Source organism: Vibrio sp. OPT20, assembly GCF_963889365.1.
Taxonomy (GTDB): Bacteria; Pseudomonadota; Gammaproteobacteria; order Enterobacterales; family Vibrionaceae; genus Vibrio; species Vibrio splendidus.
The window spans coordinates 13,476-36,166 of sequence record NZ_CAWPOA010000058.1; the positions used below are offsets into that span (position 1 = coordinate 13,476).

At 44.7% G+C, this 22,691-nt stretch carries 18 protein-coding genes; 9 read left to right on the forward strand and 9 right to left on the reverse strand.

Annotated features, from left to right (window positions below; genetic code table 11):
- From AACR09_RS12270 to AACR09_RS12290, 5 genes are all read right to left on the reverse strand, one after another.
- The coding region (locus AACR09_RS12270; RefSeq protein ID WP_228010563.1) for an ABC transporter ATP-binding protein at positions 1-562 on the reverse strand (562 nt) is incomplete at its 3' end.
- Positions 562-1,347 carry an ABC transporter permease gene (locus AACR09_RS12275; RefSeq protein ID WP_004732591.1) on the reverse strand — a complete coding sequence of 262 codons (786 nt, stop codon included), beginning with the start codon at positions 1,345-1,347 and terminating at the stop codon, positions 562-564. The genes AACR09_RS12270 and AACR09_RS12275, both read right to left, overlap by 1 nt.
- A complete protein-coding gene (locus tag AACR09_RS12280; RefSeq protein ID WP_193835062.1) occupies positions 1,347-2,240 on the reverse strand; it encodes an ABC transporter permease in 894 nt (297 codons plus the stop codon). Before AACR09_RS12280 ends, AACR09_RS12275 begins: the two co-directional genes overlap by 1 nt.
- Positions 2,237-3,163, reverse strand: a complete 927-nt coding sequence (locus AACR09_RS12285) for an alkaline phosphatase family protein (RefSeq protein ID WP_193835063.1) — start codon at positions 3,161-3,163, stop codon at positions 2,237-2,239. The genes AACR09_RS12280 and AACR09_RS12285 overlap by 4 nt, the downstream gene beginning before the upstream one ends.
- 61 nt (positions 3,164-3,224) lie before the next feature.
- Positions 3,225-4,349 carry an ABC transporter substrate-binding protein gene (locus tag AACR09_RS12290; protein ID WP_193835064.1) on the reverse strand — a complete coding sequence of 375 codons (1,125 nt, stop codon included), beginning with the start codon at positions 4,347-4,349 and terminating at the stop codon, positions 3,225-3,227.
- Positions 4,350-4,560: 211 nt separating this feature from the next.
- Here AACR09_RS12290 and AACR09_RS12295 point away from each other — a divergent pair, with 211 nt between their 5' ends.
- Entirely contained in the window at positions 4,561-5,289 is a 729-nt protein-coding gene (locus tag AACR09_RS12295) for a UTRA domain-containing protein (protein ID WP_102572349.1), read from the forward strand.
- Between the two features lie 130 nt (positions 5,290-5,419).
- On the opposite strand, the gene AACR09_RS12300 is transcribed toward AACR09_RS12295, so the two are convergent.
- A complete protein-coding gene (locus tag AACR09_RS12300; protein WP_193835065.1) occupies positions 5,420-7,849 on the reverse strand; it encodes a response regulator in 2,430 nt (809 codons plus the stop codon).
- A gap of 88 nt (positions 7,850-7,937) precedes the next feature.
- Here AACR09_RS12300 and AACR09_RS12305 point away from each other — a divergent pair, with 88 nt between their 5' ends.
- Complete coding sequence (locus AACR09_RS12305; protein ID WP_193835066.1) at positions 7,938-8,696, forward strand: substrate-binding periplasmic protein; 759 nt, start codon at positions 7,938-7,940, stop codon at positions 8,694-8,696.
- A gap of 172 nt (positions 8,697-8,868) precedes the next feature.
- Here AACR09_RS12305 and AACR09_RS12310 read toward each other — a convergent pair whose 3' ends face one another.
- Together AACR09_RS12310 and AACR09_RS12315 are read right to left on the reverse strand one after the other, a co-directional pair.
- Positions 8,869-9,354, reverse strand: coding sequence for an NADAR family protein (locus AACR09_RS12310; protein WP_004732576.1), 486 nt, complete (start codon positions 9,352-9,354; stop codon positions 8,869-8,871).
- A 265-nt stretch (positions 9,355-9,619) separates the two neighbouring features.
- Positions 9,620-9,814 (reverse strand): PA3496 family putative envelope integrity protein, encoded by a 195-nt coding sequence (locus AACR09_RS12315; RefSeq protein ID WP_004732575.1) that lies wholly within the window; start codon positions 9,812-9,814, stop codon positions 9,620-9,622.
- A 362-nt stretch (positions 9,815-10,176) separates the two neighbouring features.
- Here AACR09_RS12315 and AACR09_RS12320 point away from each other — a divergent pair, with 362 nt between their 5' ends.
- The 3 genes from AACR09_RS12320 to AACR09_RS12330 are packed head-to-tail and all read left to right on the forward strand — an operon-like array spanning position 10,177 to position 12,485.
- Positions 10,177-11,001 (forward strand): ABC transporter ATP-binding protein, encoded by an 825-nt coding sequence (locus AACR09_RS12320; protein ID WP_004732572.1) that lies wholly within the window; start codon positions 10,177-10,179, stop codon positions 10,999-11,001.
- Positions 11,002-11,010: 9 nt separating this feature from the next.
- Positions 11,011-11,943, forward strand: a complete 933-nt coding sequence (locus AACR09_RS12325; protein ID WP_102561816.1) for an ATP-binding cassette domain-containing protein — start codon at positions 11,011-11,013, stop codon at positions 11,941-11,943.
- Complete coding sequence (locus tag AACR09_RS12330; protein WP_102561815.1) at positions 11,940-12,485, forward strand: transcriptional regulator; 546 nt, start codon at positions 11,940-11,942, stop codon at positions 12,483-12,485. Before AACR09_RS12325 ends, AACR09_RS12330 begins: the two co-directional genes overlap by 4 nt.
- A gap of 445 nt (positions 12,486-12,930) precedes the next feature.
- Here the strand turns inward: AACR09_RS12330 and AACR09_RS12335 are convergent, their stop codons facing one another.
- Positions 12,931-14,910, reverse strand: coding sequence for a replication initiator protein RctB domain-containing protein (locus tag AACR09_RS12335; protein WP_193835067.1), 1,980 nt, complete (start codon positions 14,908-14,910; stop codon positions 12,931-12,933).
- A 1,260-nt stretch (positions 14,911-16,170) separates the two neighbouring features.
- Here AACR09_RS12335 and AACR09_RS12340 point away from each other — a divergent pair.
- The 4 genes from AACR09_RS12340 (at position 16,171) to AACR09_RS12355 (ending at position 22,651) form a co-directional block, all read left to right on the forward strand.
- Positions 16,171-17,388, forward strand: coding sequence for a ParA family protein (locus tag AACR09_RS12340; protein WP_004732566.1), 1,218 nt, complete (start codon positions 16,171-16,173; stop codon positions 17,386-17,388).
- A 5-nt stretch (positions 17,389-17,393) separates the two neighbouring features.
- On the forward strand, positions 17,394-18,368 hold the full coding sequence (locus AACR09_RS12345; protein ID WP_004732564.1) for a ParB/RepB/Spo0J family partition protein: 975 nt from the start codon (positions 17,394-17,396) through the stop codon (positions 18,366-18,368).
- 93 nt (positions 18,369-18,461) lie between these two features.
- On the forward strand, positions 18,462-20,561 hold the full coding sequence (locus tag AACR09_RS12350) for a GNAT family N-acetyltransferase (RefSeq protein ID WP_193835068.1): 2,100 nt from the start codon (positions 18,462-18,464) through the stop codon (positions 20,559-20,561).
- A gap of 419 nt (positions 20,562-20,980) precedes the next feature.
- Entirely contained in the window at positions 20,981-22,651 is a 1,671-nt protein-coding gene (locus AACR09_RS12355) for a DUF342 domain-containing protein (RefSeq protein ID WP_054542858.1), read from the forward strand.
- Positions 22,652-22,691: the final 40 nt, after the last annotated feature.

Here is a 22,691-nt window from a genome sequence, read left to right on the forward strand (position 1 = left end):
TCGTGGTCAGGTTCATCTCTTTTTGAATATCTCGGATCTGTTGGCGAAGGTGTTTACGGATCTTCGCATCCAACGCAGAAAGCGGCTCATCCAACAACAAAATACGCGGCTTGACCACCAAGGCTCTTGCCAAGGCCACACGCTGGCGTTGACCGCCCGATAACTGATGCGGGTAGAACTTTTCTTTGCCCGTTAAGTCCACCAGCCCAATCACTTTCGCGACTTCGCGCTTAATCTCATCGGCGGCAAGCTTTTTCATCTTAAGGCCAAACGCAATGTTGCCTTCAACCGTCATGTTTGGGAACAGCGCATAAGATTGAAACACCATGCCGATACCACGCTGTTGTGGCACTTGGTGAGTAATCTCTTCACCGTTGACCCAGATCTCGCCACCATCGACAGGATTCAGGCCAGCCAAGCTGCGCAGCAGAGTCGATTTACCACAGCCACTCGGGCCAAGCAGAGTAATGAATTCGCCCTTCTCGATGGAAAATTCAATGTCTTCAAACACTGTGTTGTCACCAAAGCGCTTGGTGAGGTTTTTCGCATTTACATAGCTCATTATTTTGTTCCCTGGCTGAAACGACTTGCCAACCAAGTCAGTAAGAAAATAAACAGGAAGTACGTCATCACAAGGGCTGACGTGAAGTGGCCGCTGGTTTGACGCATGTTGTATAGGTAGATTTGCAGTGTCTCGTAGCGTGTTCCTACCAAGATGTTGGCGAACACGAACTCGCCCAATAGGAACGAGAACGACAAGAACAGTGACGCCATTAAGCCTTTCTTAAGGTTTGGCAAAATAATCAGCAAGAATGCCTTGGTGGTACTCGCGCCAAGCAGGTGTGCCGCGTCCATCAAGTCATGCAAGTTAATTGCTTCAAAGCTGTTGGCAATCGCACGATACATGAATGGCAGTGCGATGGTGAAGTAGGTGCCAATCAAAATCCACGGCGTGCCTATCAGTGAGATTTCACTGTCTGCATACAATTGAAGTAAACCAACTGATGACACTACTGGCGGTACAGCGAATGGCAATAAGATCAGAATATTCATTACCTTGTCGAGTTTCGGGAAATAGTAAAACACCACGAAAATCGCAGGCAGAACCAACACCACACTCAATGACAGTGCCGCCACGCAGATAAACAGTGAACGACCAAAGGCTTGCAAGAAGCGAGGATCCGTCAGCAGGTTGATGTACCAATCTAACGTGAAGCCATCCGGCAGGATAGTGGCGCCCCAACGCGAGGAGATCGAGTAGATAAAGGTCGCTAAGATCGGGATCATCATGATGCCGACAATCGAATAGACAACCGTTTTATGAAAGCGAGTATTTACGGTGTTCATTACTTTCTCTTCCCTGCGTAGCTTTTGCTGATCAGCCATTGGTTAATCACGGTGATGAAGGCCAGCATCGCCATCAGAATCACGGAAATTGCGGCGGCTAGGTTTGGTTCTAGGAACAGGTCGCCCGATACCAAGCTCGCAATTCGAATCGTAATCACGTTGTAGTTGCCCGAGGTCAACGCATACACGCTCGCATACGCACCAATCGCATTGGCAATCAAGATGATGAAGGTGCCGAACAAAGCCGGAGATAGCACAGGCAGCGCGATTTTGGTCCAGTACTGCCAAGTTTTCGCGCCAAGCAGTGCCGAAGCTGCTTGCCAGTCGTCACTCAGAGCATCAAACGCTGGATACAGCAACAACACCGCTAATGGGATCTGGAAGTAGATGTAAATCGCCAACAAACCCCACTTGCCGTACAAGTCAAAATCTCCCAATAGCCCGTACTGCTTGAGCAATAAGGTGATCGCACCATTGGTGCCCAAGATGATGATGAAGGCGAACGACAAAGGTACGCCAGAGAAGTTGCTGCTCATGTTGGTGAAGGCAATCACCGCATCGCGGATTTTAGAATCAACGCGGCGCAATGATGAGACCAACAGAGTCGCGATCGCTAAACCAACAATACTCGACCAAATCGACAACCATAAACTGTTGCCAAAAGCCTGCATCATGAAGGCAGAATCGAAGACTTCAGAATAGTTTTCTAGAGAGAGCTCATCGTCATAGAAGAAGCTGTTGATCAGCACCCAAACCATGGGAGCCAGTTGGAACAGATAGAAAAACAGGGCGAAAGGCGCAAGCCACAAAGCGGGCTTGAGGCGTTGAAACAAAGATTTGGTTTTGGGTTGAAGCGCAGAGCCATCGCTCTGCGTGATTACAGAACTGCTCATAGGGCCAACAATTCCTGAGTGTAAGATTTATCGTGTTCAAGGTTGAGTAACTGACACACGCAGCCGCAGATGTCGGTCTGTTTCACTGAACACTCTTGGTGTGTGAACTTATCGCCAATCACAAAGAAAGGCACTTCACGCTCTTCAGGCAGAATGCCACCATGAGACAAGTCATTGTTCATACCGTGGTCACTGGTGATGATCACCTGATAACCATCGTCTACCCATTTCTCAAGATAGTTTGATAGGTAGATATCCGCGCCACGTGCACTATTGCGGTACTGGCGAGAATCCAACCCATGCTTATGTCCCATATCGTCAATGTTCATTGGGTGAATCAGTAAAAAATCAGGCTGATGAGTCACGCGCAGGTGCTCGGCATCCAAGAACAAGGCTTCATCTGGGTAGTGATCCCAGTGGTAGAAACAGCCATGTTGAATGTTCATGGTCTCATCGTTGGTAAAGCGGTCACGCACAGCATCAAATGGCGCTCGGTTATATAACTCGCTCACCCAATGATATGCCGCTGCAGCCGTCACTTTGCCCTGCGATTTAGCCAAGCTAAATATCGACTCGTGATTCGATAAACGCACGATTTGATTGTTAACGATGCCACTCTCGACAGGGCGAACACCGGTCAGAATGCACTCATACAGTGGACGGGACATAGATGGCAGCTCACACTGCACAGGGTAAAGCGTGGCGCGCAGCTTGTTTTTTTGCGTGCTCATGATTTGCAAGTTGCTCTGTTTATTACGCAAATCGCCTTGGTTATTGTGCGAATCGCCCTGTTTTTCATGCATATCGCCCTGTTTTGTCTGCATATCACTTAGTTCTAGAAGACCGTTCAGATAGCCCATGCAATCACGGGCTACCTGATAGTTCAGTCCATCTAGAACAACAAGGATAACCTTATTGCTCATGGTCTAATCTCTATTGCTTGTTTCTATAAGCCACCCGTTACAGGTGGCGTGTTAAGCGGGGTTATTGCTGGTGAATCAATACGCTTTCTTGCCATTGACGTGGCAGGCGACGTGCTGATTTTTCCCATGCTGAGAAGTCAGTCACTGGGTGAACATTGCTGTATTGCTCGTTTGAGATCAGCTTGTCTTGAACTGATTGAGGTAGCGTAATGTTGCTACGGATTGGACGTGCGTAACCTTCTGCTAGGTTGATTTGGCCTTGGTCGCTGAAGATGTATTCACGAGCCAACTTCGCCGCGTTCGGGTTTTGTGCGTATTTATTAATGATGGTGGTGTAACCAGAAATCACTGAGCCATCTTGTGGAATGCTGACGGTAAAGCGCTCACGGTCAATCTTGTCGCGGTAGTTCAGTGCGTTGAAGTCCCACATGATTGCCACTTCCACTTCGCCTTTTTCAAGGTTAGCGATGCTTGGGTCGGTGTAAGACAGACGGCCTTGCTTCGCTAGCTCACCAAAGAATTTAATCGCCGGTTTTAGGTTTGACTCGTCACCACCGTTAGCAAATGCAGCCGCTAAAATCGCGTTGTTTGCTTGCGCTGCTACGCCGACATCACCGACTGTGACTTTGTAGTCACCTTCTAGTAAGTCACTCCAAGTTTTCGGCGCATCTTCAACAAGGTTGTTGTTGGAAATGAAAGAGATGGTGCCAGTGTAAGCCAGAGCCCAATGACCATCTTTGTCTTTTGCCCAGTCTGGAATGTCATTCCAAGTGGTTGGTTTGTATGGCTGAGTGACGTTTTTCTTTACGGCCACACGTGCGAATGCGAAACCCACATCACCAATATCAGCGGTTGCGTTTTTCTTCTCTGCTTCAAATTTCGAGATCTCTTGCGCCGAGCTCATATCGGTATCCTGATGCTTCAAACCGTAGTTTGCTTTCAGGTCAGTCCATGTGCCTTTCCAGTTTGCCCAACTGTCTGGCATACCCACACTGTAAACTGCACCCTCTTTTTGAGCGGCTTCAATCAGTGACTCAAGATCAGCATCCTTCGCCATCGCTGGCATTGAAAGTGTTGCCGTAAGTCCTGTTACACCAATCAATTTAGCGGTTGTGCCTATCAATTTTGCAGGTGAACCGATTAATTTAGCTGGCGATACAGTTGAACGGCTAAGCAAAGTTTTCATTGTCTCTATCCTTCTGGACTAGGTCAGTAAGTTCGTTTTGTATGCTATAGCCGGAATGTGACGGTTTGCCGTAAGTTATTTGACAGTTCGAGTGCATTTACGTGGCAGTTATATTTCACTCATATGACAATAAGCCATTGTTTACTGTCACATTCCTGTTAACTCCATGGTTTACCTTATTAAGCACACGAACTTATGGACTAGATCAGTAATGAGAACATTGGGCACCGGGCAATCAGGGACACAGTTAGGAAGAATTAAGGCGAGTATTCGAGAGCAGCTTCAATCAGGTATCTTCATTGAAGGGCAAAAACTGCCATCAGAAAGAAACCTTAGCGAACTGTTTTCCACCACACGAATCACGCTCAAAGATGCGTTGGTGTCTCTGGAAACAGAAGGTTTGATATACCGAGAAGAGCGCCGTGGCTGGTATGTGTCACCCGAACGTATCCGCTACAACCCGCTGTCTCGCTCTCACTTTCATCAAATGATTCGCGAACAACATCGTATTGCAGAAACCAAGTTGCTCAGCACCCGCACAGAAATGGCCGCAGGCGATTACGCCAAAGCATTAGAAATAGAACAGATAACCCCGATACACGTGATTGAGCGATTACGCTTTATTGATGGCAGAGCGGTGCTGTTTGTTGAAAACGTCTTAAAAGCGCCGTTGTTTGAGAAGGTGTTGTCAGAAAACCTCACCATGTCGCTGACAGGCATCTACCGAGAAAAATACGGCTACGAGACCAAACGATCGCGCTTTGATGTGATACCCACCTCTGCCCCTGCGCATGTCGCCAAGGCATTAAATTTGGCAGAAGGGCAGCCCGTTCTAAAGATCTGCCGGGTGAACTACAAACAGGACGGTGAACTAATGGATTGCGAGTTGGAATACTGGCGACCCGATTCTGTGGTGATTCATATTGATAGTATTGGTTAGCGTCACGTAACCATTTGCCTAGGCTTAGGCTTAAGCTTTGGCTTAGGAAGAAAAAGCGAGCACATACAAAAACTCCGACTGATTCAGTCGGAGTTTTTATTTTCAACGATTACGTTTAATGAGGCACTAACTAAACAATCTTTTGCTCATCTTCTTCTTTGGTCGAATCACTTTCCTTAGATAAAAAACTGGCTACGATCTCTCTCAGCTTTCCTTGATTAACCGGTTTTGGTAAAAACTCATCCATACCTACATCGAAGCACAAATGCTTGTCTCGTTGTACGACGTTGGCCGTGAGTGCGACGATTGGAATATGTTGTGAAGAGCCCTCTTCTAACGCTCGGATCTGTTTAGTGGCTTCGAAGCCATCAAGAACTGGCATCTGGCAATCCATAAAAATCATCTCGTATTCGTTGGCCTGGAATTTCTCGACACCAATTTCCCCGTTATCGGCAATATCAACCTCAAACCCAAGCTTCTTGAGCATCATCTTGGCAACTTGCTGGTTTACTCGAGAGTCTTCAACGACCAATACTTTGCCACTAAACGAAGCGGCCACTGGTTTTGGCTCTTCTTTGATTGGAGCTTGTTTGTCTGTTTGTGTGGTTGTGACAGAAGCCGTTGGTGTAGCTTCAACAGACCTCGTTGGTTTGGTTAATGGTACTGGTTCATTGTCTTTGAACGCGACCTCACCTCTGTTTGGATAGGTAAAGTTTGAGGTATCCGCTGCTCTCGCGAGAACTTCACTCAACGTCCATTTAAGTTGGTTATCTTGATAAGGGCGAGCTATGTAGGCAACAAAACCCACTTGTTTAGCGCGCGCTTCATCTTGCTTGCGTGGGTCGGCAGAGATCATCACCAGCTTAGGACACGCTTTGTCAAAACGCTCAATCAAACTTCTTGCTAACTGGAATCCATCAATAGACGGCATCACTTTATCAATCAGCACCAGATCATAAGGCGATGACTTCGCCACAGACTCCGAAACAAGCTCTAACGCTTGGGTGGCGGTTTCACAACACTCTGACTTAACGCCGAATGATTGAAGCTGTGTTGAGGTAATACGCATATTCAGCTGACTATCATCAACCAGAAGCACCGAGACTTTATTAAAATCGATATTGCTTTCGTCAACGTCCAGGCTCGGGTCAAAGTCAGCGGTAAAGTAGAATGTACTCCCCTTGCCTACGACACTGGTTAGCTCAAGCTTGCTGCCCATTAAGGTCACGATCTTATCGCATATCGTTAGACCAAGCCCGGTGCCTCCGTAAATACGGGTGGTGCTGCCGTCGGCTTGTTGAAACTTATCGAACACCGATTGTTGCTTGTCTTCAGCAATACCAATACCACTGTCAGTCACCTCAAATTTCACTCTGAGCTTTTGTTCTGGTTCTATGACTTCTTCCAAGCGAAGTGAGAGTGTGACATGACCATGCTCGGTAAATTTGATGGCGTTGCCGACCAGGTTATTCAGCACTTGTCTTAGCTGGGTGCCATCGCCAATCACCATGGTTGGGATCTTAGGATCAATCGCCAGTTGGAATCTGAGCCCTTTCTGCTCGGCTTTAACTCTAAACGTCGATTCAACATCGGCAGCAATACCCATCATCTTCATTGGTTCTTGTTGCAGTTCTAGACGACCCGCTTCTATCTTCGAGTAGTCGAGAATGTCATTGATTAAGTCGAGTAGAGTAAGCGAAGAGGTATTGAGCATATCGACATACTCTTTTTGCTCTTTCGGCATATCCATTTCAGAGAGCAGAGACGACAGTCCGATAATCCCGTTCATCGGGGTGCGGATCTCGTGGCTCATGTTGGCAAGAAATTCACTTTTGTTGCGGTTGGCAACCTCAGCGACATCTTTGGCTTTTTCCAGTTCTTGGTATTGTTGACGAATACGTTCAACCGACTGGTTATAGCTACTCTCTAGTGTCGAGATCTCGTCTTTGTAAGTAGAATCGGTTGGCGTTATGAAGCGTGGTTTGTTGTCTTCGACCTGTTGCTGGTTGATCTGGGACGACATAGTCATTAAGCGTTTCACCACGAGACGATAGACGATCGTTAAACAAACCAGAGACAATAAGAAGATTTTAACGGCTTCGAAGGCGAGCAATAGTAGAACTCGTTCTTCAAAGTCGTTGAGGATCATGCTCAAATCAGATTGCACCGTGAGCGTCGCTAATGGGAAATCTGTCCCCCCCATCTGGTGCACCATTTCCCAAGACTGGGAATAAGACTGACCTGAGGTCTTTTGACCTAATTCTAGAATTTTTTCATCGGGACTTTCGATAAGAAGGTAACTAACCGAAGGTAGGCGGGAGATACCTTCGGCTTGCACAAACAGTTGCTCTCGATCTTCAACCCACAAACTGGACGTTAAACCCGAAAGATAGCCTGCCTTAACCTGTTCGATCTGAGAACTGATAAAAGAAACTCGACTTTGGTACTCCACATACAACCCTAGACCTGTCACTATAACTGTGAATAAGGTGCTGATTGCTATGATAGTCCCGATCAACTGTCGGGAGAGTCCAATATAGCGTTTTCCTTTTGTCACCATACACAAATTACCATTATTGTTATCCTAGCAAACTACAATTACTCAACTAGTATAATAGTAGTCATTCATCAAATAACTAGGGAAGGTTATGAAAAAACATCTTATATTTGCATCCATAGTCAGTTTGTTTTCAAGCAGTTATGCTTTTGCAAGCGAACCTGTTCACTACTACATTATTGCGAGCCAAGCGCAACCTTTTCAGATCGAAACTGACGGGTCATCTCACAGAGGAATGGTTTCGGATATTGTTGAGGCCGTATTTGATGACAGCCAATACGAGATCGATTACCACACCTACCCTTTCAACCGCATGATTGACAAGCTCGACGCGAGAGAGAATCCAAACTGGGTAACCTACGGCAGTCCTAGTTGGGGAAATATCCAATCTGTAAACCTGTCTAAAGATCCGATTTACAATGTAAAACACGTGTTACTCAGCAGTGGCAAGGAACCATTTGAGTTCAATACTATCGACGATTTAAACGGAAAAGCGGTGGTCTTGCTGGTGGGGTTCGAATATCCAAACCTAGAGCCTTACATCAAACAAGGTAAGCTCAACGAGATTCGAGTTAAAGATTACAGCGCGGCTTTTCGTGTATTAAACCGAACGCCTGGTGATACCGTTTTTGTTGAGATGGAATCGAGAATCAAATACAACCTAAACGAGCAGAAGTTAAGTATTGATGATTACCAGATGCAAGAGTTTGGTTCAGTGATCAATAACTACCCTATCCATTTGGCGTTTGACCCTGAGATGGATCCTAAGCTGCAAAGCTTCATCAACCAACGTCTCGACCAAATGAAAGACGATGGTCAGCTCAATGACATCGTGCAAGGGTACTTATAGATCCTTCGTTTATCTGTAATAGCGCCTAGTTGACGTTGTAGAGCACTTTTCTACTCTTAGTCACCTTAGCTCGACTTGCAACGAAAAGGCCGCTCTGCTTAATACTAAATTGCAGAGCGGCCTTTAAAATTTAACGTTTAGGGAAACTATCTTTGAACTTGTACTCGATAGGTTAGTGCGAAGCAATCAAATGTAGTTGTTGATTACGAAGCTGTTGTCGCACCGCCATCAAAATTTCACCTAAACGGTTCTCACCAGTTCCATCACCACCATCGCCCCAAAAATGGTCTTTATGAGAATGCTCTTTGATCACCGAATCTCCGGTGTTAGTCAGAAACAGCGCAAACTGCGGGTTCTGTCTGAACTTCTCAGTCACAATGAACTGCATCACTTCAACACGAATGTCATACCAATCTTCTCGAACTTGGTCTTCATAATCACGACTTAAAGAGAACGCTTCAGCAGGGGTACTGGCTTCCAAAATAGTATTGCGTAACGCTTCAGAAGCAAATTTCATCGCTTGATAATAATGTTCGCTGGTTGCCCAAACTTGATCGTTAACCTTAATGGGACAAGCTGCAAAATTTGACAGGTATCCGTTTGGATCTTCAGGTTCATAAAACAGCACTTCTTTGGCTTTCGCCACAGAATTAGACATAGCCTTCTCCTTACCAACGACATCTCATATTTTTGCTTTAACTTTAAAATTAGTGGCGTTGCATATTACTGTCAAACAACTTAGTTCAAGAGTATGCCATGAGCATGTTTTTAGTCGGGAACAAGCAATGTAAAGGCGGGACAATGGATTTAAATGGTGGGAGACAAGGAGCATGGTTTACTTATAAAAAACTCATAGCCCTGTTAAAAAGTTATATAAATCAAAGGGTGGCGGTGCGCCACCCTCTTAAATGCAATAGGGGTCCTTAGTGAATAAGACCTAGTTCCCTCGCTTCTTCCAGACTAAAACCGCTTTCTCTAATTTCTCTTAGAGCTTCAATACGACGACGAGCTTCAGCGGACTTCATTTTCTTTTCTGGTTTGAAAGATACTTCTTCTTCAGCATCCCACTTGTTTGCAATATTTGTCATTTCATCATGGTTGATAGAATTAATGGACATGTTTTCCTCCGAAAAGCACCATGTAATGGACAGGTAATCTGTAGCAAATGCTATTTCACTTGTTAAGACATTCTGTACTGAAATGTGATGATTCCGACGCTTCACAAAGCTAATTAATAAATGCCTCATTTAAACTTTGCCAAAGCCATTTTCTGCAATTACATTTACAAGATTCCCCATAAGAAATGTGGTTTGATCCACCTCTCATTTTCCCCGTTCTCATTTCTTGTTTCCCACTGAAACTTCGTGAAATAACCCAAGATAAATTTCGAGGCACTTCATTCTTTTTGTGCTCATCGCTTTCACTAAATTCACTTCATGTTAATGATAATAGTTATCAATATCATAACTGAGGATTTATCATGTCTAGGGAAAATTCAGATAAACCACTTCTCGAAGTGAAGAATCTATGTGTCGATTACATCACCGATGACGGCGATTTTAATGCTGTAAAATCCGTAAGCTTTAGCATAGGCCAAGGCGAGATTTTTGGTTTGGCTGGCGAATCAGGGTGCGGAAAAAGTACCATCGCGTTTGCCATTAACCGTTTACACAAGCCGCCTGCTTTCATCTCTGGAGGGAAGATATTGTTCAACGGGCAAGATCTGCTCGGTTTATCTGACGACCACTTGAACACCTTGCGTTGGAGCGAAATCGCCATGGTATTCCAAAGTGCAATGAACTCACTCAATCCCGTACTGACCATTGAAGAGCAGTTCGCTGATGTTTTACGTCACCACAAAGGAATGACCAACGAACAAGCTAAAGACCGCGCAGAGAAGCTCCTCGACCTTGTAAACATTCCTCGTAACCGCCTCACCGAATATCCGCATCAGTTCAGCGGAGGGATGCGTCAACGCTTAGTCATCGCCATCGCGCTCGCCCTCAATCCCAAATTGATCATCATGGACGAGCCGACAACGGCGCTTGATGTGGTTGTACAACGCGAAATTCTGCAGCAAATACACCAACTCAGAGAAGAGTTTGGGTTTTCGATATTGTTCATCACCCATGACCTGGCACTAATGAGCCAGCTATGTGACCGCATTGCCATCATGCGCCACGGCCAGATCGTTGAAATCAACCAAGCCTATGAGATTCGTAACAACCCTCAGCACTCCTACACCCAAAAGCTATGGAGTTCTTTCCCTAACATTCACGAACATGCGCACGCGACTACGTGCTAGGAGAGCTCTATGTCACAACCTATTTTTCAAGTGAAAAACCTCGTTAAAGAGTTCACCGTTGGCGGTGGACTCGGCAAAGAAGCGATCTTTAGAGCCCTACATGGGGTGAGTTTTGATTTGCATGCCGGTAAAACATTGGCGCTGGTTGGAGAATCAGGCTGCGGGAAAAGCACCTGCGCCCGATTGATGACCAAGGTTTACCCACCGACAGAGGGAGAGATACTGTTCAATGGCAGAGACATCTCTACCCTAAAAAGCCGCAAAGATATCTTGGATTACCGCAGCCGTGTACAAATGATATTTCAAGACCCATTTGGCTCACTTAATCCAACTCACACCATTGAGCACCACTTAACGCGCCCGCTTAAAATCCATAAGCAAGTTGCCACGAAACAGGCTCTCACAGAGCGTCTCAAAGAGTTATTAACGCTGGTGGAGTTACCCATTGAAACTCTCGCCAAATACCCTCATGAGCTCAGTGGTGGCCAAAGACAGCGGGTTAATTTAGCAAGAGCGCTCGCAGTAGGTGCAGAGGTTATCCTTGCCGATGAACCTACCTCGATGTTGGATGTTTCAATACGACTTGGTGTATTAAACCTGATGCAAAAAATGAAGAAAGAGTTGGGGATTGGCTTTTTGTACATAACTCACGATCTTGCGACGGCACACTACATCGCAGAAGAGACGGCGGTAATGTACAAAGGGCAGATCGTCGAATGGGGATCAACACAGTCGATCTTAACCAATCCACAACATCCGTACACTAAACTGTTGATCTCTGCCGTTCCCGATCCCGATCTGCCATTTGGCGAACTCGTCAAAAATGAGCCAAACTATTCAATAAACGCAGATCGAATTCGAGAGCAGAGCTGTGAAATACAGCATGAAATCAAGCAAGTTGCTGATAATCACTTTGTAAAACAGTGGGATAACGTTGCATGAATGAACTAGACACTTGGTTAGAGCGGATCGGAGATTGGTACAAAGACCGAAAGCATGATCAAGTGGACCGGTTAGAACCTTTGATCTTAACGCCTCCAGACGCGCTCTGGGGGCCATTGATCACGGATGAGCAGAGCAAAGGCATCGCATGTTGGCTAGACGGATGCCTGAGAATCTTTACGTTTTATCGGCATAAAGGCGTAACGCTGACGACATCGACAAAGTTTGCAGCACCAAGCGTATCATCGCTCTCAAACGAGGCTGGTGGTTCGCACAATCAAGAAAAGGCCTATCAATACCTGATGTTTGCCTATAGCAAGCTGCAGGCCGTGTCATGCGACCCAAAATCAGAGCCTGACTTGCAAGAGTGGTGTACGCAGCGGCTCCAGCATTTATGTGTACTGGCTTTGGAATTTACTAACCAACAACAAGAACCTCGCTGGAAAGAAGAATCAGAAAAATTGATCGAATCGCATGTGCGTTTTATGGCAAGCCAACACCAGAACGATGATCAAGGTGCAGCTCTACATCAACTCCACTGATCTACTCCACGGTTTAACCCTGATCGATCAAACACCAAAGCAGAATTCCTTCACAAATAAGATCCGTAGAAAGCATGATCTAACCTTGATCATGCTTCAGGGCTAGCAGTTACAATTAATATGTAAATTATTGAATTTTAATGATTATACGAATTTCAGGCAAAAAAAAGCGAGTCCCTTAGGAACTCGCAAAAATCTATTCAGTATGATGTAACAAAATATGAGCCAATCTATTAATCATAAGAAAGGACAAAGGTTGTCTATTCGGGATAAATAATAATCAACTGGATGCGTTACATTGTCAGAACTTTGTCAGCGTTAGGTGCGGTTTTAATCAGCACCTAATGTGTTCAAACTATCCATTCATCGACCATAAATACGGGCTTCTTGATACTGGGTATTTCTACTGCAAAAATCAGCTCGAAAGATCAACACGCCCTAGTGATTAATGGCCAATCGCCATTTCATCGAGCGCCAGAAACACATTCTCGTCCAAATGACCTTCGTGAACTTGTTTACACACTTTACGACGCACAGCCAAACCAGAAATCAAACGTTCAATGGACAGGTGTCGATTGCTGGTGCTGTCACGGTCGTTGTACAGCTCAATTAAGCGACTCAGTGTTTCGTATGGGATAACATCCTCCCCTACTCTCAACCAATCAAGCTTCTCAATGAGCTCTGAGCACTCTTCTTTGATTGAGGCATGTGAGTGCCCGGTCATAGCAGATAAAGCCGTTATACTGCGTTCTAGAGCCTCTGTGGAGGTATATTTAGAGAGAGTAATCATGATCTCATCAGCGTTGATCTCAACAGAGTGTTTACGCTGTTTAACTCGACGTCCCAATTTGCCTCTTGGCGACGGAGCTTTGCGCTGAATTGGTTCAAACTCACCATCGATAATCTCAGACAGCTCTTCCAGCTTCTGCTTAGACACCATCTCGTTACGCAGCGGGTTCGGTAACGTCGGTGCCATATTACGCTTACCGGCGTTGGTGGTACGCGCTCTTGAATAACGCAACACCTCTTCGACATTACATTTGATATCAACCTGATAATCGGTGGTTTTTCCTTTTTCGATCAACGCCGTGATCGTCAAGTGATAACCCCAAAGATTTACCAGGAAAGTATCTTCTTGATCCCCTACTTCGCCCAATTTTCTGAGTTCGCGGATCAAATCCATCGAGAAGCGACGCCAATCGATATTACGAGCCAACTTCTGGTTCAGCTCGCTCAGTAACATACAATCTGAGTGGCGACGTGCCATACGGCTTCTAAAGTACGAATACATTTGGAAGACCAAGGTATGTTGTTTCAGGATTTCTGGCGGAAATAGGAAGAAATAATCACGCGTCAGCAGCTCTTCGTAGAACGAAGGTTCCCAGACAAGGATATACAGGTTCGGTTTAATGCGAATTTCGCCATCAGAGCCCTCTGTAGGCGCTTCTTCCGATGCCGTAATGGTTCTAGCTAAGAATCGGAAACGATCACTCTTGAAGCCTTCTGGCATGTTCTCGCTAAGCCAACGGCCCGTGAGCTCGTGCAGTTGGAAATCCGTAAATTCGATACGATCAATACTGTCACGGATCGAATCGCGTGCAGGACCGCTGTCTTTCTTGCCACGCAAAGACAAAATATCAGTGATGTAGAGTGGTGTTTTGTTCGGTGTGTGTTTCGCGTCGAGATGATAATCATCTTGGTGGTGATCATGATATTGAACAGTAAGCGTGAATAACGCGAACAGCGTCATTAGATCGTCAACCGTCATGATGTTTTTAGAAGATCTTGTCTCGATCACCGCTCGAGTGCCAGAGATCGAAACCATAGATTTCTGGTAGCTCTTACGTGTTCTAGGTGGCGCCAAAGCTTGATCAATAATCCCCGCCCAATTGGTTGGAGAAACAATGAATTGATCCGCTTCGTCTTTCATCGTCGGTGGTGTATTCAGTCCGTGTTCATTCAGTAAGCGCTTGTTTACTTTGGTTTGAGCTAGTGCTTTAGAACGCTTCTGCTTTTCATTTTGCTTGACGCTTTCTGTCACTAAACTGGAAGCACCCAGTACCGATATCAATTGGTTTGGGTTCACAAAGCGATGCAACATGGTTTTACCCGCGAGGCCTTCTTCAAAACGAACTGGGATTTGTTTGAAAAGACCAATACTTACAGCGGCTCTCAGCCTTTGTTGCAAGGCGGCGCGAGTCACTTGACCATCAGTTGATTCAATAATCTCGGTGGTGGAGACGTATCCATCTTTGCTGCTAAACCCACGTAGTGAAATTAGGTTAAGAAGCTCAACGATGCTTTTGGTGACCCCTTTGAAGTGTTGATATTGTTCTATCCATTCAACGGCTGTTTCAGATACCTCAAATAAATGACCATCTTTGTGGCTTCGTGCCTTAATTAACAATTTCTCTTCTGGTTTCATTTTTGATCCGTATCACACTAACCGTAATTTCACTATAGTTCCTGAATGATAAAGAAAGAATGATCATAAATAAAGAGAATTTATTGGCTTTTAAATAACTGATCTTTTTGATTAATATGATCTTAAATGATTAAGTGATCTAATGATCTGGCGGTGAATTTACTTTTAAGCATCTGAATTATAAGTGTTAAAAAAAATCCGATTGGAAAGCATGATCATAAAGAACCCGAAACGATGATCATTAAATTAAAGAAAGCATGATCACAGAACCTCAGAACGATGATCATTAAGTCATTGTAAGCATGATCATTATCGGTTCGAAAGCATGATCATTATGCTTATACAGCTTATCCACAGTCCGTAATTGATCAAGTTGTATTAAGCGGCTTCTAAGTCACCTATGTGGATATTTTTGACAGCCAATTCATCGGAACAATGATCAAGTAATGCGCCTTTTACATCGTTCTTCCCCTTTAGTGTTTAAAATTCAATCGGTAGTGGTTACATAATCACTGGTTGGGGGCTTTTAGCTCGATACACCATAAATCAGGAAGCATGATCATGAAATTGTCATGTTTCTGTATTTGTAATCCGTGTCGATTGAATTTCCAAGCAATGAGGCCTTATAGAGCTTGAATCCCCATTGCAAAAGCATTTGTCCGTAAGTTAGCTCTATATTTATATGCTTCCGGAACGATATTTACTTGATCATTTTTCCGTGAGTTGATCATTTCTAACATGCACTTACTCCGATCAATATTGGTGAGTTTAGGCCTTGATCATGCTTCATAATTTGGCCTTATCAATTATCTAACTGTTGATGTGCTCCATGATCATTCTTCCGGATAGGTTCCAATCCTCTTTCGTTTTATGGCACTCGATTTTTACTTCGACTTTGAATTTTTTGTCTATTTAGTCTGTTTGGTTATTTTTTATTGAAAATCTGCCAAATTCGAATGAAAATCACACCAACCGTAATCTATGGTTGTATTTCAATCGTTCCGAAGTTTATTTGTTGTAATTACATTTACATTGTAAATAAGTGACGATGTAACATTTTAAATGTAAGCCGGAAATAGAACCGGTTAGCGGTGATAAAAATAGAAGTTTTTGTGTTCATCTAAGCCTATTTTTCATCAAGCTGTAAAAATACAGTCTATTTTATGTGATTTTACTCATAAATGTATGTTCATGTTTTTGTTGTGTTTGTTGTTAATCGCTGTACAATTTGTTCTAGGTTAATCATTACGGAAACTGGCAATGAAAAGAGAACAAACGATTGATAAGCTCTATCAGCTAGCCGAACAAACTCAACAAGTTCAGGCTGACCGAATTGAGATTATTCTGGAAGAGCGAAGTGATGAACATTTCCCTCCAATGTCTAAAGCTATGATGGAGACGCGTTCAGGCTTAACTCGTCGAAAATTGGATGAGGCTATCAACAAGCTTGAAGCGGATGGTCATCAGTTTACAAAGAACAACGCCAATCATTACTCGATTTCATTGACTGAAGCTCACATGCTGATGGACGCAGCTGAAGTGCCGAAGTTTCACCAACGTAAGCAGCATGTAGACAATAAGCCATGGGTTATTAACGTACAGAACCAAAAGGGCGGTACGGGTAAATCAATGACTGCGGTTCACCTAGCGGCTTGTCTGTCTTTGAACTTAGATAAGCGCTACCGTATCTGCTTAATTGACTTGGATCCACAAGGTTCTTTGCGTCTGTTCTTGAACCCACAAATTAGTGGTGCAGAGCACGACAGTATCTATTCTGCTGTTGATATCATGTTGGACAACGTGCCAGAAGGCCAAGATGTTGATCTTGAATTCTTGCGTAAGAACGTACTTTTACCAACACAGTATCCGAATCTAAAGACGATTTCGGCGTTCCCAGAAGACGCGATGTTTAACGCTGAAGCGTGGCAAAGCCTATCTCAAGATCAGTCACTTGATATTGTTCGTCTTTTAAAAGAGAAGCTTATCGACAAAATTGCTGATGATTTTGATGTGATTATGATTGATACCGGCCCGCACGTAGACCCTCTAGTGTGGAACGCAATGTACGCATCGAACGCTCTTCTGATTCCATGTGCAGCCAAGCGTTTGGATTGGGCTTCAACGGTTAACTTCTTCCAGCACTTACCAACCGTGTACGAGATGTTCCCGGACGACTGGAAAGGGCTCGAATTTGTTCGTCTAATGCCAACCATGTTTGAAGACGACAACAAGAAGCAGGTATCAGTATTAACTGAGATGAACTACCTGTTGAATGACCAAGTAATGATGGCCACTATTCCAAGAAGCCGCGCTTTTGAAACCTGTGCAGATACTTACAGCACGGTTTTCGATCTAACGGTTAGCGACTTTGAGGGCGGTAAGAAAACTCTGGCTGTCGCTCAAGACGCAGTACAAAAAAGTGCTCTAGAATTAGAGCGTGTATTACATAGCAACTGGCCTTCACTTAATCAGGGATAACAAGAATGGCAATTAAAACATCTGACTTAAATGCAAAGCTATTTGGTAAAGCAAACAAACGTCGCGTAGCTACGCCACAAGAAGCTCAAACAGCGGCTAAAGAACAGGCTCAAGTGATCGAGCTTTCTGTTGCAGGCGAAGAATTGGTTTCATTTGAACTAGTTCGAATCCCGGCGGCTGACGTAGCAACTCAAACGGTTGTTTTCGAAGAAAATGCTCGTGAGCAATCTTTCTTAAACGAGCACGCGCTTTCTGATGTTCTTACAACATTGAAAGAACGTGGCCAGCAATACCCAGCGGTTGGTCGTAAAAACAAAGACGGTAAGATTGAAGTTCTTGATGGTAGCCGTCGTCGCATGTCGTGTATTTTGGCTGACAAAGAGTTCCTTATCTATGTTGCTGAAAACATCAACGGCGAACACGCTAAGTTCCTATCTGATGTCGCTAACGCTCATAAACCGCTTTCTCTGTATGAGAAGGGTAAAGAGATGCAAGCGAAGCTAGATAAAGGCGAAGCTGAAGACCAGAAAGCACTAGCGAAAATGTTCCAGTGCAGTGAAGCTTTGGTGAGTGGCGCGTTGAAAGCGGCGGCTTTGCCTCTTGAACTGCTACAAGCTTACCCAAATGTGAGCGATCTTGGTCGACCAACCATTGTTAAGCTGCACAAACAATTTGGTGGCCTGACTGGCGAACAGCAGCAAACATTACTGACTAAGTGTGATGCTTCTGAAGGTTTTGTATGGCAGCGTAGCGAAGCACAAGGTGTTACGCGTTTAACTAAAGACGTTACTGAAACTTTGGAAGGTTGGATTCTTGAATTGGCGCCAGCGCCAGCGAAGAAAGCTTCTCCAAAAGTTGAGCTTATTAAAGGCCGCGCTTCATACAGCCGTAAGGGTTCAAACTTGGCGTTGAACCTTAAGAAAGTGGATGATGCGACAATGGAAGAGATTTTAGCCTTCGTTCAATCGAAGCTCGACTAAGTCGACAACTTTCCATTACGACTCTAAAGCCGCATTATGCGGCTTTTTATTTGGCTGTGATAAACTGTGTCTAGATGAATCTGGACGCTAACTATGACAAACCCAACCAACACTTTTCTGCATACACTTTCTGATGTTGCTCAATACAATGATCACCGTTACGGCGTGGTTTTTAACGGTGATGTCGATTGGCAAAACACGGCTATTTCAACTTTCCTTCAAGATAAGAACGTTAAATCCATTTTTCAGATTGGCGGTGTCCCATTCGACGATGTGACGCATGCACCGGTCAAGAAGGGGCAGCAACTTCTGGGTCGTGAATGCCAGATTCTTGTTTGTGATTTTAGAGAGCAGTTTGACGCGAATGGTTTCAGTGCAGCACTGGGGTCGTTAGTGGGTGGCGGTTTGTTGTTGGTGTTGCCGCCAAACGTCAATGAAGCTGAAGAGGGTGGAAGTTCCGGCTTTGGTCAACGTTGGTTAAAACGTCATTTCGATAAACTGATTTCTGTTTCACAACACAATGAAGCCGGCGATGTAGTTCAAGCAACTCACGCTCTTCCTCAGATGCAAAGCGCCCAAAACGGATTGGACAAATTTGAACAGCAAAACACGGCTGTTGAATTAGTTAAAAAGGTAGTGTCTGGGCATCGCAAACGCCCTTTGATTCTCACCGCAGATAGAGGCCGCGGTAAAAGCTCGACGTTGGGCATTGCCGCAGAGCAGCTTCTGGTTGAACGTCATGGATTAGATATTATTGTGACTGCGCCTTCTGTGAAAGCAATCGAGCCTGTATTTTCCCATGCAATACAGCGACTCGAAGTCATCGAAGTGGTTAACGCTACTCACATTCGCCATCAAGGGGGAAGTTTAAGATTCGTGGCTCCGGACGACTTACTTAAATCTAAGCCTGATTGCGACCTGCTATTGGTTGATGAAGCGGCTGCTATTCCAATCCCTATGCTCAAGTCCATGGTCGGCATTTATCATCGCATGGTTTTTTCAACCACGGTACACGGTTACGAGGGCAGTGGACGAGGGTTTGGGATTAAGTTTGAATCTTGGCTTTCTGTACACCGCCCTGGTTGGAAAGGCTTTAAGCTTGAACAACCGATTCGTTGGAACAACAACGACCCACTAGAAGCTTGGTTGTTTGATTGCTTCCTGCTTGGTAACGATGCGTCGCTAAGTGACTCGGCGATTCATGAGTTAGATAACTTTTCTGATCAGACAATCAACCAATTAAATTTAGTTGAACTATCGAAAGCAGATTGCTTGGCTAATCCACACAAGTTACAACGATGTTTTTCTCTACTTGTCGATGCTCATTATCAGACGTCACCCAACGATTTAATGCAGTTCCTCAACAATTCAGCAATCCGTTTGTACGCCGCCTGGCAGCAAGATGAATGCTTAGGTTGTATGTTGGTTACTGAAGAGGGTGGTTTAGATAAAGATTTGATCGCTCAGATTCAAATTGGAAAACGCAGGCCTCAAGGACACCTTGCACCTGTGTTACTGGCAAACCAACTTGGCTGTACAGAAGCGGCGACCAGTCGCTGCCTTCGAGTGATGCGCATTGCAGTTTCAACGCCTCATCAAGGTTTGGGCATTGGCGGTTGGATGTTGGCTAAGTTATCAGAGCAAACTAGCCAAGCGGATTATCTGGCAACAAGCTTCGGTGCGACTAGTGAGTTGATTTCATTCTGGCGCTATAACGATTTTGTACCTGTCCATATTGGCCACCAGCGCGATCAGGCAAGTGGCTGCCACTCGGTACTGATGGTTAAGACGCTTACCTCAAACTCCCAAAGCTGGATTAACCAAGCTCTAAGTCACTTCGAGCGTAGCTACTGCTTTCTTGTTTCAGGTTCTTTAGTTTCACTTGAAACCGAAATGGTGCGCGTACTGCTGCCAAAGAGTGTCAATACCGTTAGCGAGTTTGAAACTCAGTTAGTTAGAAATTACGTGAACGGTGGCAACAGTTACGATGCGATTAGCTTCAGCGTACTGAACTTGATTCTACTTGGTAACGATCGAAACATAGGTATTTCTGACTTACTCATCGCAAAGGTCGTTCAGCAGAAAGAGTGGGGGACTTGTGTTGAACAGTCTAATTTTGTTGGTCGCAAACAAGCAGAGATTCAGTTTCGTAAAGACGTCGATGTTTTGCTAGCAAATTTACAGTGTAAATAGACAAGCCATCATTTAAATAGACTGACCGTTACAAATTAGATTTACAGTGTAAATTAGAATCTTGGATTTACACTGTAAACTGAAGCTCCATATTGAAATCCGTTTTTACCCTGATTATCAGCTTCATCACTTCTGTTCCACCTCTCCACAACAGCCTTTAATCATCTAAAGCTATTCGCCTTTACTATCTTGCTCTAATATCGAATAGACATTCAATCACACGAAATATTCTGAAAAATTTCCCTATGTATTTGTAAAGGCGAAGTAGATCATAAAATGTGTAAGTCTTATTTATGAGTCATGTTTGCAGAATCGAAAGTAAGTGATGTGACGCTGATTATTCTAATAATGTGATACTCAGCGCAGAACGAATTATATAGACTGAATAACAACTGAGTCATTAGGGATACTCAATTCGAATGTGGGATAACATTGTTACATTGTCAGAAGACAAGCAACAAGTGATGGCATGTCTGCCGTCGGGGTTTGTGGTTGAAGCAAGCTTTGATAACACGACGTTGCCACCAACCTTGGAAGCTTTGGACGCATCAAACTATTTTCTTTTTGAAGAAGAGGTGTTGCGCTTCGTCACTCTTGCCAAAGAAGGTAAAGGGGAAGCTTACGAAGGAGTCTTGATTGCCGAAGTTCGTAACGCAAGCGTTGCCGTCGAACTGTCTGATGACGAGATGCTCGCGAGTCTGGTGGTGACAGGACCACATCATGGTCACGCACTGCGCGGGAGCGACATCATTCACTGTTTAGCCCAAGCCCACATAACAAAGGGAATTAATAAGTTAGCGCTCAGAAAAGTGCTGATGATGAGTAACAAGCTTAAACCCGGTGAAAAGTTTACTCAACCCGTCGCGAAAGGGACGCAGCCAGTAAAGGGCAAAGATGCTAAGTTTGCCGCCTTGGTTGAAGACATTACTCGCCAAGTCTTGAAGCCTCGCAGTAAAGACGAAGGCAAGATTGATATGCGAGACTTGGGGCAAACCATTACTGTTGGTCAAAATGATCACTTGATGAAGCGTACTCCCGCGACCAAAGGCATCGCTGGCTTTACCGTCCAAGGTCGAATTATCCCACCGCTTCCTGGACAAGACAGTTTAATTAAGCCTGGAAAGGGCACCTACATCTCCCCTGACGACCCCAATTTATTACTCGCTTCCTTTCCTGGATTACCCATAATCAAAGATAGAACTATTGAAGTAGATGACGCCTTGTGTGTTAGCAACGTAGATGTATCAACCGGACACGTTAAATTCAAAGGCAATGTCTTTGTCTCTGGGAACATTGAACCGGGAATGATCGTTAAAGCGACAGGAAGTGTCACGGTTGGTGGCTTTATTGAATCGGCAGAAGTCCAAGCACAGGGTGACATAAAAGTCGCGAAGGGGATTATCGGTCATACGACTAAAGAGGGTGAGCCGAAAAGCTGCAAGGTGTTTAGCAAAGGTTCTATCACAGCAAGCTACGCGCAGAACGCCGAACTCCAAACCGCCACCGACCTTCGACTGGGTGTGCACAGCATGAGTAATGATATTCGTTGTGGTAACAACCTTATCGTGATGGACAGTTTGAAGAAGCACGGTACGCTCAGTGGCGGCGAAGCTAGAGTCGGTGGGAAAGTGGAGTGTGTCTTTTTAGGCGTAGAAGGAGATACTGCAACCAAGGTACACGGATTTGCACGTTACGATGGTTACCGACAAAAGATAGCTGAGCTGAAAGAAACTTATAAGCATGCTCAAGAGCAGACCATGGATGTGATTCGCCAAGAGCTCGAATTTAAGAAGCGACCAAAAGCGGAACGCAGCGAAGAGCAAGCACTAGAAATTGAGCAGCAAAGAGAAAAAAATAATCTTGCGATCGAAAACACTAAGTCGCAGTTGGATACACTCGAAGCTGAGTTTGAAACCAACCTTGCCGAGTGCACAGTTGAGGCGCATGAAAAGGTGTATACGCGAGTGACGATTCAATTTGGTGATGAGACAGTCACCACCAAGCGAACCCATGGCGGCAGTGTTTTCTCGTTCAACCAATACGAGATTCAATGTTCATTCAAAATGGAACAAGAAGATATCTCGTTGTAATTGAAATACTTTGAAATTGACCGACTCTGAATAGAGCGGT

Excerpts from the sequence above, each read along its gene's own strand:
- AACR09_RS12340 (WP_004732566.1), top strand. The coding sequence starts at position 16,171 with ATGAAAAGAGAACAAACGATTGATAAGCTCTATCAGCTAGCCGAACAA.
- AACR09_RS12325 (WP_102561816.1), top strand. The coding sequence starts at position 11,011 with ATGTCACAACCTATTTTTCAAGTGAAAAACCTCGTTAAAGAGTTCACC.
- AACR09_RS12355 (WP_054542858.1), top strand. The coding sequence starts at position 20,981 with ATGTGGGATAACATTGTTACATTGTCAGAAGACAAGCAACAAGTGATG.
- AACR09_RS12295 (WP_102572349.1), top strand. The coding sequence starts at position 4,561 with ATGAGAACATTGGGCACCGGGCAATCAGGGACACAGTTAGGAAGAATT.
- AACR09_RS12345 (WP_004732564.1), top strand. The coding sequence starts at position 17,394 with ATGGCAATTAAAACATCTGACTTAAATGCAAAGCTATTTGGTAAAGCA.
- AACR09_RS12275 (WP_004732591.1), bottom strand. The coding sequence starts at position 1,347 with ATGAACACCGTAAATACTCGCTTTCATAAAACGGTTGTCTATTCGATT.
- AACR09_RS12330 (WP_102561815.1), top strand. The coding sequence starts at position 11,940 with ATGAATGAACTAGACACTTGGTTAGAGCGGATCGGAGATTGGTACAAA.
- AACR09_RS12315 (WP_004732575.1), bottom strand. The coding sequence starts at position 9,814 with ATGTCCATTAATTCTATCAACCATGATGAAATGACAAATATTGCAAAC.
- AACR09_RS12305 (WP_193835066.1), top strand. The coding sequence starts at position 7,938 with ATGAAAAAACATCTTATATTTGCATCCATAGTCAGTTTGTTTTCAAGC.
- AACR09_RS12285 (WP_193835063.1), bottom strand. The coding sequence starts at position 3,163 with ATGAGCAATAAGGTTATCCTTGTTGTTCTAGATGGACTGAACTATCAG.
- AACR09_RS12310 (WP_004732576.1), bottom strand. The coding sequence starts at position 9,354 with ATGTCTAATTCTGTGGCGAAAGCCAAAGAAGTGCTGTTTTATGAACCT.
- AACR09_RS12335 (WP_193835067.1), bottom strand. The coding sequence starts at position 14,910 with ATGAAACCAGAAGAGAAATTGTTAATTAAGGCACGAAGCCACAAAGAT.
- AACR09_RS12300 (WP_193835065.1), bottom strand. The coding sequence starts at position 7,849 with ATGGTGACAAAAGGAAAACGCTATATTGGACTCTCCCGACAGTTGATC.
- AACR09_RS12290 (WP_193835064.1), bottom strand. The coding sequence starts at position 4,349 with ATGAAAACTTTGCTTAGCCGTTCAACTGTATCGCCAGCTAAATTAATC.
- AACR09_RS12280 (WP_193835062.1), bottom strand. The coding sequence starts at position 2,240 with ATGAGCAGTTCTGTAATCACGCAGAGCGATGGCTCTGCGCTTCAACCC.
- AACR09_RS12320 (WP_004732572.1), top strand. The coding sequence starts at position 10,177 with ATGTCTAGGGAAAATTCAGATAAACCACTTCTCGAAGTGAAGAATCTA.
- AACR09_RS12350 (WP_193835068.1), top strand. The coding sequence starts at position 18,462 with ATGACAAACCCAACCAACACTTTTCTGCATACACTTTCTGATGTTGCT.